Origin of the sequence: Aeromonas encheleia (assembly GCF_900637545.1) — a bacterium.
GTDB classification, from domain to species: Bacteria; Pseudomonadota; Gammaproteobacteria; order Enterobacterales; family Aeromonadaceae; genus Aeromonas; species Aeromonas encheleia.
In genome coordinates, this window is sequence record NZ_LR134376.1 from 3537320 (window position 1) to 3549615 (window position 12296).

11 protein-coding genes are annotated in these 12296 nt (G+C 64.7%); 5 read left to right on the top strand and 6 right to left on the bottom strand.

The genetic code is table 11. From position 1 onward, the window contains the following. Position 1: 1 nt before the first annotated feature. The 6 genes from EL255_RS16275 to phnW form a co-directional block, all read right to left on the bottom strand. The gene (locus EL255_RS16275; RefSeq protein WP_042653499.1) at positions 2–289 is read right to left on the bottom strand and encodes a type VI secretion system PAAR protein; all 288 of its coding nucleotides are present in this window, start codon (positions 287–289) and stop codon (positions 2–4) included. 186 nt (positions 290–475) lie between these two features. Then, positions 476–994: a type VI secretion system effector Hcp1 gene (gene hcp1 / locus EL255_RS16280; RefSeq protein WP_010634822.1), complete on the bottom strand. Its 519-nt coding sequence runs from the start codon at positions 992–994 to the stop codon at positions 476–478. Positions 995–1226: 232 nt separating this feature from the next. Beyond that, the gene (locus EL255_RS16285; RefSeq protein WP_042654113.1) at positions 1227–1991 is read right to left on the bottom strand and encodes a LuxR family transcriptional regulator; all 765 of its coding nucleotides are present in this window, start codon (positions 1989–1991) and stop codon (positions 1227–1229) included. A gap of 463 nt (positions 1992–2454) precedes the next feature. Continuing rightward, positions 2455–3297, bottom strand: a complete 843-nt coding sequence (phnX, locus tag EL255_RS16290) for a phosphonoacetaldehyde hydrolase (protein ID WP_042654114.1) — start codon at positions 3295–3297, stop codon at positions 2455–2457. Further along, on the bottom strand, positions 3272–4687 hold the full coding sequence (locus EL255_RS16295) for an aspartate aminotransferase family protein (protein ID WP_042654115.1): 1416 nt from the start codon (positions 4685–4687) through the stop codon (positions 3272–3274). The genes phnX and EL255_RS16295 overlap by 26 nt, the downstream gene beginning before the upstream one ends. Continuing rightward, a complete protein-coding gene (phnW, locus tag EL255_RS16300; RefSeq protein WP_042654116.1) occupies positions 4684–5826 on the bottom strand; it encodes a 2-aminoethylphosphonate--pyruvate transaminase in 1143 nt (380 codons plus the stop codon). The genes EL255_RS16295 and phnW overlap by 4 nt, the downstream gene beginning before the upstream one ends. 188 nt (positions 5827–6014) lie before the next feature. Here phnW and phnR point away from each other — a divergent pair, with 188 nt between their 5' ends. The 5 genes from phnR (at position 6015) to EL255_RS16325 (ending at position 12237) form a co-directional block, all read left to right on the top strand. Further along, positions 6015–6722 (top strand): phosphonate utilization transcriptional regulator PhnR, encoded by a 708-nt coding sequence (gene phnR / locus EL255_RS16305; RefSeq protein ID WP_042654117.1) that lies wholly within the window; start codon positions 6015–6017, stop codon positions 6720–6722. A gap of 100 nt (positions 6723–6822) precedes the next feature. Beyond that, the gene (locus EL255_RS16310) at positions 6823–7842 is read left to right on the top strand and encodes a putative 2-aminoethylphosphonate ABC transporter substrate-binding protein (protein WP_084228372.1); all 1020 of its coding nucleotides are present in this window, start codon (positions 6823–6825) and stop codon (positions 7840–7842) included. Between the two features lie 173 nt (positions 7843–8015). Then, entirely contained in the window at positions 8016–9080 is a 1065-nt protein-coding gene (locus EL255_RS16315; RefSeq protein ID WP_042654119.1) for a putative 2-aminoethylphosphonate ABC transporter ATP-binding protein, read from the top strand. Beyond that, a complete protein-coding gene (locus tag EL255_RS16320; protein WP_042654120.1) occupies positions 9077–10807 on the top strand; it encodes a putative 2-aminoethylphosphonate ABC transporter permease subunit in 1731 nt (576 codons plus the stop codon). Before EL255_RS16315 ends, EL255_RS16320 begins: the two co-directional genes overlap by 4 nt. Positions 10808–10827: 20 nt before the next feature. Continuing rightward, complete coding sequence (locus EL255_RS16325) at positions 10828–12237, top strand: FAD-dependent oxidoreductase (RefSeq protein ID WP_042654121.1); 1410 nt, start codon at positions 10828–10830, stop codon at positions 12235–12237. The last annotated feature ends 59 nt before the right edge of the window (positions 12238–12296 follow it).

Sequence of the window (12296 nt, forward strand, 5' to 3'; positions counted from 1 at the left end):
CTTATCCTGCCTGTCCACTGCCCGAACCAATCACCACGCCGCCGCAACCGATGGCGGTACCGGTCACCGCGATGGGCTTGCCGTTCACCAGCACTGAGCCAACGCCACCCGAGATGCTGCGCGGATGAGGAGGATTGTTGGGTTTGTCGTGGGGTGCCAGCGGGTCGCCCTGACGGGCCACCGGCTTGCCGTCGAGGAAGACATTCGGGCTCGCGGCAATCACCGGAGAGGGGTGGAACCCCTCGTGGTCGGTGCCGATATCACCGAGCAATGCAATAGTGGGACACATCACGACTGACCTCTGTTGTGCTTTGCAATAAGACCGATGCCAGCGGTCATATGGCAAAATACAAAAGCTCCAGCCAAATCCCTGAGACAGGCTGGAGAAAGCTTGCACAGGCCTGACCATCGCTGACACTGCGACGGCCAGGCCCAAAAATGCACTACAAGGAAGGACCTGCTACAAAATCGAGGATCAAGCCTCGATCGGGGCACGCCAGTCATCGGCACCCGAGGTACCTGCAACGGTATGTTCCCAATCGATCTTGCGGTAGGCCAGGGAGACCTGGATCAGCTGGGTGAAGTCAGACTTCGCCGGATCCTGGCAGTGGGGCATCTGGCAGTCGATGTCGACGATGGTGGCATCGGTCAGCACGGTAGAGAAGAAGTGCTCCTGCTTGCCTTCGACCGAGGTGCGGTACCACTTCAGGGTCACTTTCGGCAACATCTCGCCGGAGGCCAGGGAGTTGTACATCAGCGGCACGGCCTTGTTCAGCGCGACGGTGAATTTGAACGGCTTGTGGACACGCTGGCCAGCCGGCTGACCGGATTGTGGATCGGTCGGTACGGTAACGACGTGCTGGAACTCTTGCACCAGCATCTCGTCTTCATGGCCCTGCACGAAGATGTTGCCGACGGAGTCGGAGGTGAAGGCACCGGCGGTGATGTTGCCCTGGGTTTTACCTTCGATGCTGATATAACATGGAGTTGGCATGAGTATGCTCCTGATTGGTTGAACGGTAATGACACTCGACCTAACCATTAGCAGCGACCATGCCACTCCATTTAATTCAATTATTTCAATATGTTATAAAAACAGCACTTCAAGCGCCCAGCCTCGCGGCGCAACAAGTTGTGGTTTTCCATTCTTTAAACCACCACCCGTTGCCTGACCAGTGCAATATCTTGTACATCGCGCAAACAGTTGCGCCATGCAGACTAAATCACTACCGCTCATCCACATTGGCGACCGAGGCCAGCTCGACATTCAGCCTGACGACCCCCTGCTTGAGCGCCCAGGAAATCGCCTGACACTTGCTGCTTGCCCCCAGCTTGGCGACCACATTGTTCAGATGGAATGTCACAGTGCGCGGGGTAATGCCGAGTATCTGCGCTATGTCACTGCTCTGTTTGCCCTCGGCCGCCCAGCGGCACACCTCCAGCTCACGCAGGCTCAGGGCATCATGGGGAGACAAGCCCACCAGACACACCCGCGCCACGGCTTCGAAGATATGCATGGAGAGCCAGGTCAGCGCCGGCACGGCGGCCAGCCACTGCTGCTCGGTACGGGGTTCACGGGTGATCAGGGAGAGCAGGCCGACATGGCCGTTTGCACCATGCCAGGGGAAGGTGATGCCGTCGCGTAGCCCTGCCTCCTGTGCCAGCCTCATGACCGCCAGGCTCTGCTCATCACAGGCCCCTTCCTCCATGAGATCCGCCCACAGGATGGGGGTGCTCTGCACCATGCCGCGTAGCACGACCGGATCTATCGCAAAAAAATTTGCCTTGGTATAGGCCTCCACCCAGGCAGGCGGGCAGCCGTTGAAGATGGTGACATCCGGTCGCTGTATGGTATTGGGAAAAATAAGGGCCAGTCGGAAATGATCAAACCCCATTTGTACCGTCAATTGGCGCAACAGCGCCACTATGGTGCGTTCATCGCCGGCTTGATCGAACCGGGAGATGAAATCTAATGCGTCAGATGTATCCATGTCATGATGCTGCTTTCAAACGGTAGCCATATTGTTCAGCATGAACCCCAATGGGTGCTGAATCACATGTTAATAACGTGAAACATGTGTGCTACAAAAACGAAAAAAACCAGGTGCTTGAGTCACTTGGATTGTAGGGATAGGTGGAGGGTACCACCGGTGGTCAGATCTGACAGATTCCATAAAATTTCAGAAAAATTAATTTTTACAATATATTGTATGGATGTTTATGTTTAATTCACACCAAATGAACTTAAAAACCACGGAAACATCACTACATTAAACCTGCATCACCCTATCCCTGGTCCCCCGAGCGGTGCAATCCCCCTCTCTGAGGGAGGGCCACGTGGCTTGGCAGGGTCTGTCTGGCCTAGGGTCAGACCAATGAAGCAAGGCGCCCGGGTGGGCGCCTTGCTTCATCATCACTCGGCGCAGCGAGTTCATCGCGCCCCTCATGGTCGTGTCAGGCGGGACGCTCCCCGCTCGCCAGACGGCGGTTGATATCGGCAATCACCGGCTCGATATCGGCCAGGGTGGCTATCACATAGTGGGCGCCCGCCTGCCGCAACTTGGTCTCGGCCGGGGCGCGCCGCGCGGTGATCTCGTCGTCACTCATGGCCGAAAACTCCTCCCAGGTGGCGCCAAATTCGTTGCCGGAGACCACCAGCCCCACGGTCCACATGCCGGCGTTCAGCCCCTCGGCAATGCCGGGCACCGCATCGTCCACCTTGATGGCGCGATGCACGGCATCGATCCCCAGTTCAATCACGTTGGCCAGCGCCATCCAGGGGCCGGGACGACCGCCGGCCTTGAGATCGTCGGTGGCCACCCAGTGATCCGGGCGATAGCCGTGCTCAGCCGCCGCCGGCACCAGGGCCTCCATCACCGGGCGGGGATAACCTGAGCAGGAGCCGATGCGCAGCCCCTGCCCGCGCAGGCGCGCCAGCACCGGCAAGACGCCGGGGATGGGGGCGGCAAAGCGGGCCACGGCGGCGATCTGCAGCGGCATGAAGGTGTGGTAGAGGTGATCCACCTCCTCCCGACTCATGGGGTGGCCGAAGCGGGCCTGCCAGCGGGCATCCACCGAGGGCAGGCGACCCAGGGTCGCGATGTGATCCCACTTGCCAAGGCCCATGGGCTGGCGCGCCTCGTCCAGAGTGACGGGGAAGTCGTAGGCCCGGGCGAAGGCCTCCACGAAGATGGAGGTCGGCGCGAAGGAGCCGAAATCGACCACGGTGCCGGCCCAGTCGAGGATCAGCGCTTGTACATCAGACTCTGGTTTAACAGACAGTTGTTTGGCAGACATGGGGGTTTTCCTGTTCCAGTGAGGCTTCGACCTGGCCGAGCGCCAGATCGAGAATGACGATGGCGTGCGCGAGTTCGGCACGACTGACCGTGAGTGGGGGAGAGAGTTGGATGACATTGCCCTGGGATACCTTGAAACTCAAGCCAAGTGCCAAACAGCGGTAGAGCACCTGTTCCGCCGCCTGGCTGGCCCGGGTCCGGCTCTGGTGATCTTCCACCAGATCCAGCGCCCACAGCAGGCCGGTTCCCCGTACCTGGCCGATCAGCGGATGACGGTCGATCAGTGCCGTCAACTCTCGCTCCATAAAGAGCGCATCCTCCCGCACCTTGGCCAACAGCCCCTCCTCCCGGATCACCGCTATGGTGGCGAGCGCCGCCGCGCAGCCGATGGGGCTCTTCTCGTGGGTATAGTGACCGAGGGAGATGGCGGCCGCCTGATTGAAGCGATCCCGGGTGATGAGGGCGGCAAACGGCACCACGCCGCCCCCCAGCCCCTTGCCGAGGCAGATGATGTCGGGCTCGATGCCGAACTGTTCGAAGCTGAACCAGTGGCCGGTGCGACCGAGGGCGTTGGGGATCTCGTCGACGATCAGCAGCACCTTGTGGCGATCGCAGATCTCGCGGATCCGCTGCCAGTAGGCCCGCGACGGCACCTGCACGTCGGTGTTGCGGATGGGCTCGGCGATGAAGGCGCCAATGCCCCCCTCCTTCTCGATCACGTACTCGAGGTAGTCGGCGTAGTGCAGATCCTCCCCCTCGCCGCGATACCAGACGCCGCGATAGCGGGTGGGGGGCGGAATCCGCTCGACCCCGGCCATCAGCGGTCCCATCCCCGCCCGGAAACAGGCCTCGCCGCCGACCGAGATGGCGTCGAGGGAGGCGCCGTGAAAGGCATCCCACAGCGACACCACCTTGCTGTTGCCGGTGATGAAGCGGGCGAGCTTGAGGGCTATCCCCACCACCTCGCTGCCACCTGGGGCGAACAGCACCCGGTTGAGATCCCCCGGCGCCAGCTCCGCCAGGGTGCGGGCGCACTCGATGGCGACCGGGTGGGTGTAGCGGCGCGGGGCAAAGGGCAGATCCGCCAGCTGCTGCTGCACCCTGGCTACCACGCGAGGGTGACCGTGACCGAGCTGATGGACGCTGTTGCCATGAAAGTCGAGGTACTGCTTGCCGGAGACGCTGGTCAACACAGTCCCCTGCGCCCCCGCCAGCAGATCCAGACAGGGGGTGGAGAGCGCCTGATGCAGAAAATAGCGGCCATCCTCGGCCAGCCCTTCCCGTACCGGCTCGCTTTGCGCCGCCCACCAGCGCTGGCGCGCCTCCCCCAGGTTGATGTCCCCTTCGGTATCGGCGAGGCCGCCGCCGGGCAGGCTGGCATGGCTGCTCATAGCGCGCCCTCCTGCCAGTAGCAGGCTGCGGCCATGACGGCCAGCAGTTCGCGCACCCGGGCCGGGCTCACATCGCCGATGTTGCCGATGCGGAAACAGTCCGCCTGGGAGACCTTGCCCGGGTAGATGACGAAGCCCTGGCCCTTGAGGCGCTGATAAAAATCGGCGAAGCGGTAGTCGGGATGGGTCGGCGAATGGAAGGCGGTGATGATGGGGGATTGCCAGGGCGCGGGCAGCAGGGGCTCAAATCCCAGGGTCGCCATGCCGGCGACCAGGGTACGCTGGTTCTCCTGATAGCGCCGATGACGGGCGGCGATCCCTCCCTCCTGCTCCAGCTCCCGCAATGCCTGGGCGAAGGCCAGCACTGTGTGGGTCGGCGAGGTGAAGCGCCACTTGCCCCCCTGCTGCTCCATGGTCTGCCACTGGGCGTGCAGATCGAGGGAGACGGAGCGGGCCCGTCCGGCGCAGGCCGCCAGCGCGGCGCGGCGGGCGATGACGAAGCCAAAGCCCGGCACCCCCTGGATGCACTTGTTGGCGGAGCTGATGAGAAACTCGATGCCGAGGCGGCCCAGATCGATGGGGATGCCGCCAAAGCTGCTCATGGCATCGACGATGAGGCGAATGCCACGGCGCCGGCACAGCGCCGCCACCTCCTCCAGCGGGTTGAGCATGCCGGTGGTGGTCTCGCAGTGCACCATGGCCAGGTGGGTGATCTCCGGGTGCCGGCCGAGCAGAGACTCGATGGCCTCGACCTCGGGCCGGGCCGTCTCCCCGCAGTCGAGCTCGAGGTGACGCAGGCCGAGGCAGCGCGCCATCTCCCCCATGCGGGCGCCGTAGGCGCCGTTATTGACGATCAGCAGGCCATCATCGGCCCCCAGCGCCGAGCCCAGCACGCTCTCCACCACATAGCTGCCACTGCCCTGCAGCAGCACGGCGCCGTAGTCGGCCGCCTGTTCCGGGGTGGTCGCCAGCCGCACCAGCTCGCGGCGGATGGGCTCCACCACCCCCAGGTTGTAGTCCGCATCCCAGGTGCAGCTGTCTTGCAGCATGGCGGCGCGCACCGTGGGGGTCGTCGAGAGGGGGCCCGGGGTCAACAGCAGGTAATCGACGGCAGCGGGGGCTGCAGGAATGTGGGTCATGGCTTGCTCCATTTGGTATATACCAGATTGAGCATATTCTGGATAACTCCCCCTCCCAGGTCAAAGGGGTGCCCTATCGTGCAACAAAAAATTCATTTTCGGCGCCCTCATCGCGATAATCTAGTCATCCCGAGCGGAGTGACCAGAACTGGTCTCTACCAAGCACTTTGACACCGACAAGGATCACCATGAGCAAACCGCAGTACCTGCAGATCAAGGATGCCCTCGCCACCCAGATCCAGGCAGGAGGCTTGCAGGCCAACGACAAGCTCCCCTCCGAGCGGCTGCTGGGGGAACTCTATGGCACCACCCGGGTCACCATTCGCGAGGCCCTGGTGCAACTGGAGGCCAACGGCCTCATCTATCGGGAGGATCGGCGGGGCTGGTTCGTCACCCCGCCGCGCTTTCGCCTCAACCCAAGACGCACCTCCAACTTCCACCAGATAGTGCGTGAGCAGGGCGGTGAGCCACGCACCGAGCTGCTGGAGAAGAGCCGCCAGGCGGTGCCGCCGGCCCTGCTGAGCCGGCTCCAGCTCAGGCCCTTTGACAGCCTCTTCCTGCTCAAGCGGCTGCGTTATGCCAACGGGCGCGCCATCTGTTACTGCGAGAACCACTGCCTGCCGGAGCGGGTGCCCGGCCTGCTCGAGCTGGACCTGGCCGGCAGCCTGACCGAGCTCTACCAGGCGCATTACGGCCTGCACTACGCCCGCATGCAGGTGCGCTTCTTCCCCACCGCCCTGCCCGACGAGGTGGCCAAAGCGCTGGGTGCCACCGCCGGCTTGCCCGCCCTGCGCCTGGAGCGACTCAACTTCGATCAGCACGGGCGGGTGCTCGACTTCGATCTGGAATACTGGCGCCACGACAGCCTGGAGATCGAGGTCGACACCCTGGATTGAGCTCATCAAAACGTCACACGGCCGTCACCTGAGCGTCATAAAGATTGCCTAGCCTCTGCTTCGACCAATCTGGTTTATACCAACTTTGATGGAGAAGAGGATGAAACAGGGAACCCCCTTGCTGGCGAGCGCGCTGCTGGCCGCCATGACAGCCCCGGTGATGGCCGCGACCGATCTCACCGTCTACACCGCCTTCGAGCCGGAGCAGCTCAGTGAGCTGAAGACCGCCTTCGAGCGCCAGCACCCCGACATCAACATCAAGTGGGTACGGGACTCCACCGGCGTGGTCACGGCCCGGCTGCTGGCCGAGAAGGCCCAGCCCAGGGCCGACGTGGTCTGGGGCCTGGCGGCCACCAGTCTGATGCAGCTCGATCAGCAGCAGATGCTGGCGGGTTACGCCCCCAAGGGGCTGGACAAACTCGACAGCCGCTTCCGCGATCCCAGGGCCGAGCCGCACTGGATTGGGCTGGATGCCTTCTTCAGCGCCATCTGCTTCAACAAGGTCGAGGCCGAGAAGCAGGGGATCCCGGCCCCCCGGAGCTGGGCCGACCTGACCAAGCCCATCTACAAGGGCAAGGTGATCATGCCCAACCCCAGCTCCTCCGGCACCGGCTTCCTGAGCGTGGCGGGCTGGCTGCAGACCATGGGTGAGCAGCAGGGCTGGCAGTTCATGAGCGGCTTGCACCAGAACATCGATCGCTACACCCATTCCGGCTCGGCCCCCTGCAAGCTGGCGGCCAGCGGCGAGACGGTGGTCGGCATCTCGTTCGACTTCCCGGCCACCAGCCTCAAGAGCAAGGGTGCCCCCATCGAGGTGCTGTTCCCGAGCGAAGGCTCCGGCTGGGACATGGAGGCCGCGGCCATCATCAAGGGCACCGCCAGGCTGGAAGCCGCCAGACAGTTGCTCGACTTCGCCGCCACCGAGCAGGCCAACAGCCTCTACAACCAGTCCTTCGCCGTGGTGGCCATCCCCCAGGTGGCCAAGCCCAGGGCCGGCTACCCGGCCGACATCAACGGCCAGATGATCAAGAATGACTTCGCCTGGGCTGCCCGGGAGCGCAACGCCATCCTGACCCAGTGGACCGCCAGCTTCGACGGCAAGTCGGAGGCCAAGCAGTAAGGGCGAGGCATCGCCGTGACCCCAAATACAAGGCCGGCCTCAACCGGCCTTGTTCTTTGCTAGCCCCCCTGAGCGGGAGTCACCCGCCATCACCGCCCTGTCATCTTTCCGTCATCCCTCGGTCACACTTCAAACTCAAACTGGTATATACCAAACCAGCAGTGAGTCTGATCATGACCCGGCCCTATCTGGATATCAAACACCTCAACAAGCACTTCGGGGCCTTCCAGGCCCTCAAGGACATCTCCCTCGCCATCGAGCAGGGGGAGTTCGTCTGCTTCCTCGGCCCCTCCGGCTGCGGCAAGACCACCCTGCTGCGGGCGATCGCCGGGCTGGATCTGCCGGGCAGTGGCGAGATCTGGCAGGGGGGTCGCGACATCTCCCTGCTGCCGCCCCAGCAGCGGGATTTCGGCATAGTGTTCCAGTCCTATGCCCTGTTCCCCAACCTGACGGTGGCGGACAACATCGCCTTCGGCCTGCAGAACCAGCGCCTCGACAAGGCGCGGATCAGGGAGACGGTCCAACACTGGCTGGAACTGGTCGGCCTCGGCGCCCAGTCCCACAAATACCCGAGCCAGATCTCCGGCGGCCAGCAGCAGAGGGTCGCCCTGGCCAGGGCGCTGGCGCTCTCCCCCGGCCTGCTGCTGCTCGATGAGCCCCTGAGTGCGCTCGATGCCCAGGTGCGCACCCACCTGCGCAGCGAGATCCGCGCCCTGCAGCAACGCCTCGGCATCACCACCATCATGGTGACCCACGATCAGGAGGAGGCGCTGACCATGGCGGATCGCATAGTGGTGATGGAGGGAGGCACCATAGTGCAGATAGGCACGCCAAGGCAGATCTACCACCAGCCAGTGAGCCGCTTCGTGGCCAGCTTCGTCGGCAGCATGAACTTCCTCGATGCCCTGGTGCTGAGCCCGAAGCAGGTGCGGCTCAACGAGCAGCCGCTCACCCTGGCGAACCGGGCGGCCGCCGGCAGCAAGCTGCAGCTGGCCATCCGGCCCGAGGCTATCAGCCTGGCGCCCCCGGCGCGGCAAGGGCTGCAGGCCGAGATAGCACAGGTGGAGTTTCTCGGCGCCGCCCAGCGGCTGATCTGCGTGGCACAAACCTATCTGGGCCCCCAGCGGGTGCTGGTGCAAGGCCCCAACGATGGGGGCAGCGACTGGCGCAGTGGCATGGCCTGCACCCTGCACTGGCCCGCCGACGCCATGCAGCTGTTTGAGGAGGCTGCCCCATGACCGCCCCCCTGCACGCCCCCCTCCTCGCTCCCCGTCCCGTCCATCCCTGGTGGCGACGCGCCCTCGCCGGCGGGAGCCGCGATCGGGCCATCCAGCTGGCGCTGCTGTTGCTGGGCATAGCCCTGCTGGTCGGCGGCCTGCTGCTGCCCCTGCTCGCCATGCTGCAAAAGAGCCTGCAGGACATGGACGGCAACTGGGTGGGGCTCGCGAACTTTCGGGACTACTTCCTCTCCCCCAACCTGACCCGCACCATAGGCAACACCCTCTGGCTCGGCCTGCTCATCACCACGCTGGTGGTCTGCATCGCCTTCGGCTATGCCTATGCCCTCACCCGCACCTGCATGCCCGGCAAGCCCCTGTTTAAGTTGATCGGCCTCATCCCGCTGCTGATGCCCTCCCTGTTGCCCGCCATCAGCCTGGTCTACTGGTTCGGCAACCAGGGCGTCGCCAAGGAACTGCTGGGGGGCGAGAGCATCTATGGCCCCATCGGCATCGTCATCGGCCTCGGCTTCTGGTGCTTCCCCCATGCCCTGATGATCCTGGTCACGGCGCTGGGTCACAGCGATGCCCGCCTCTACGAGGCCGCCAGGGTGCTGGGCAGCCCCGCCTGGCGCACCTTCCTCACCGTCACCCTGCCGACCGCCCGCTACGGCCTGCTGAGCGCGGCCATCGCCGTGTTCACCCTGACCATCTGCGACTTCGGGGTGGCCAAGGTGATCGGCGGCCAGTACAGCGTGCTGGCCACCGACATCTATCGCCAGGTGATCGGCATGCAGAACTTCTCCCTGGGGGCGGTCGCCAGCGTGACCCTGCTGCTGCCGGCGCTGCTCAGCTTTGCGCTGGAGCACAGGGTGCGCAGCAAGATGCAGGAGCAGAGCAACAGCAAGGCCGTGCCCTATAGCCCCACGCCCCATCGGCTGCGGGATCTGCTGGCGCTGCTCTGGTGCGGCCTCTGGGCCCTGCTGTTCCTGGCCCTGGTCGGCATGGCAGTGTACGGCTCCCTGGTGCAGTTCTGGCCCTACAACCTGACACTGACGCTGGAGCACTACGCCTTCGACAGCAACAGCGTCTACGGCTGGCAGCCCTTCCTCAACACCCTCAAGCTCGGTGCCCTCACCGCCATCACCGGCACCCTGCTCATCATGGTGCTGGCCTGGGCGCAGGAGAAGGGACGCCACTTCGCCCCGCTGCGCCAGCTGATGCACCTGCTCGCCATGCTCTCCCTGGCCGTGCCCGGCATGGTGCTCGGGCTGGGTTACATCTTCTTCTTCAACCGGGCCGACAGCCTGCTGGGCGGCCTGTATGGCACCCTGCCATTGATGGTGCTCTCCTGCATCATCCACTACTACACCGTGGGTCACATGACGGCGCTGACCAGCCTCAAGCAGTTGCCAAAGGAGCTGGAGCTGGTCGCCATCTCCCTGCGCATCCCGCTGCTCAAGGCGTTCTGGCGCGTCACCCTGCCCGCCAGCCTGCCCGCCCTGCTGGAGATCTTCATCTACCTGTTCGTCAACGCCATGACCACCACCTCGGCGGTGATCTTCCTCTACTCCAGCGACAGCGTGCTGGCCTCCATCGCCGTGCTCAACATGGAAGACTCGGGAGATACCGCGGCGGCCGCTGCCATGGCCACCCTGATCCTGCTGGCCGCCGCCGGCATCAAGCTGCTGCAGCTCTACCTCAGTCGCACCCTGCTGGAGCGCACCCAGCGCTGGCGCCACCCATGAGCAACCACCAAGGAGATTCCATGAGCCAACCCCACCCCTTCTGGCTGGCCGAGGCCCTCGCCACCGAAGCCCCTCCCGAGCCCACCCCGCTGCGGGGCCAGTTGCAGGCCGACGTCTGCATCGTCGGCGGCGGCTTCACCGGGCTCTGGTGCGCCATCCACCTCAAACAGGCGGAGCCCGGTCTGCGCATCCTGGTGCTGGAGAAGGGGCTGTGCGGCAGCGGCGCCTCCGGTCGCAACGGCGGCTGCCTGCTCACCTGGTCGGCCAAGTACCCCAGCCTGCGCCAACGCTTTGGCGAGCAGCAGGCCGCCTGGCTGGTGCGTACCTCGGAACAGGCGGTGCACGAGATAGCCAATTTCTGCGCGGCGCACGGCATCGAAGCCCAGCTGCGGGTGGAGGGCAGCTGCTACACCGCCACCAGCGAGGTCCAGCGCGGCGGCATGACGCCCATCATGAGCCAGCTGGAGCAGGCCGGGCTGAACCAGTGGCGGCCGATAGCGGAGCAGGATCTGGCCGGGCAGTGTGGCTCGTCGGCGCACCTGGAGGGGGTGTTCAGCCCCCACGGGGGCTCGGTGCAGCCCGCCCTGCTGGTGCGCGGGCTGCTGCGGGTCGCCCGGGAGCTGGGGGTGGAGGTGTATGAAAATAGCCCCATGTTACGCCTGGAGACGGGGCAACCGGCCCGCATCCTGACCCCGCAGGGGGAAGTACAGGCCGGGCGGGTGGTGCTGGCCCTCAACGGCGCCATGGTGGATCACTTCGCCGAGTTTCGCCGCAGCATAGTGCTGGTCTCCTCGGACATGGTGATCACGGAGCCGGCGCCGGAGCCACTGGCCCGCCAGCAGATGGATCACGGTCGCAGCGTGGTGGATGGGCGTACCTTCGTCTACTACCATCGCTCGACCCCGGATGGCCGCCTCATGCTCGGCAAGGGGGGCAACCGCTTCGCCTTCGCCAACCGCTACCTGGCCGACTTCGATCGGCCGAGTCGCTATCTGGCCCCGCTGACCCTGGCGCTGCGCCGCTTCTTCCCCGCGCTGGCACAGGTACCCATTGCCGCCAGCTGGTGCGGCGCCTCGGATCGCTCGGTGGATGGCCTGCCCTTCTTCGGCCACTGGCGCCACTCCGCCAACATCGTCTACGGCCTCGGTTATTCGGGCAACGGCGTGGCCCAGAGCTGGATCGGCGGCCGCATCCTGGCGGCCCTGGTCAGGGAAGACAAACGGGAAGAGGATGCCCCCTGGCGCCACTGCGCCCTGGTCGGCGGCCCGCGCGGCTACTTCCCGCCGGAACCCATCCGCTGGCTGGGGGCCATGCTGGTGCGCAACGCCATCCGGCGCAAGGAGCGGGCGGAAGATGAGGGACGGGCAGTGCGCTGGCTCGACAAGCGGCTGGCCAGCCTGGCCGATGCCGCCGGCAAGGCGGATAAATAGGCATTATCCCCCTAACCAGCCGGTATCAGGCGCAGTTCATCCGAAGCATGAAGAGGGGG

Excerpts from the sequence above, each read along its gene's own strand:
- EL255_RS16275 (WP_042653499.1), bottom strand. The coding sequence starts at position 289 with ATGTGTCCCACTATTGCATTGCTCGGTGATATCGGCACCGACCACGAG.
- hcp1 (WP_010634822.1), bottom strand. The coding sequence starts at position 994 with ATGCCAACTCCATGTTATATCAGCATCGAAGGTAAAACCCAGGGCAAC.
- EL255_RS16285 (WP_042654113.1), bottom strand. The coding sequence starts at position 1,991 with ATGGATACATCTGACGCATTAGATTTCATCTCCCGGTTCGATCAAGCC.
- phnX (WP_042654114.1), bottom strand. The coding sequence starts at position 3,297 with ATGTCTGCCAAACAACTGTCTGTTAAACCAGAGTCTGATGTACAAGCG.
- EL255_RS16295 (WP_042654115.1), bottom strand. The coding sequence starts at position 4,687 with ATGAGCAGCCATGCCAGCCTGCCCGGCGGCGGCCTCGCCGATACCGAA.
- phnW (WP_042654116.1), bottom strand. The coding sequence starts at position 5,826 with ATGACCCACATTCCTGCAGCCCCCGCTGCCGTCGATTACCTGCTGTTG.
- phnR (WP_042654117.1), top strand. The coding sequence starts at position 6,015 with ATGAGCAAACCGCAGTACCTGCAGATCAAGGATGCCCTCGCCACCCAG.
- EL255_RS16310 (WP_084228372.1), top strand. The coding sequence starts at position 6,823 with ATGAAACAGGGAACCCCCTTGCTGGCGAGCGCGCTGCTGGCCGCCATG.
- EL255_RS16315 (WP_042654119.1), top strand. The coding sequence starts at position 8,016 with ATGACCCGGCCCTATCTGGATATCAAACACCTCAACAAGCACTTCGGG.
- EL255_RS16320 (WP_042654120.1), top strand. The coding sequence starts at position 9,077 with ATGACCGCCCCCCTGCACGCCCCCCTCCTCGCTCCCCGTCCCGTCCAT.
- EL255_RS16325 (WP_042654121.1), top strand. The coding sequence starts at position 10,828 with ATGAGCCAACCCCACCCCTTCTGGCTGGCCGAGGCCCTCGCCACCGAA.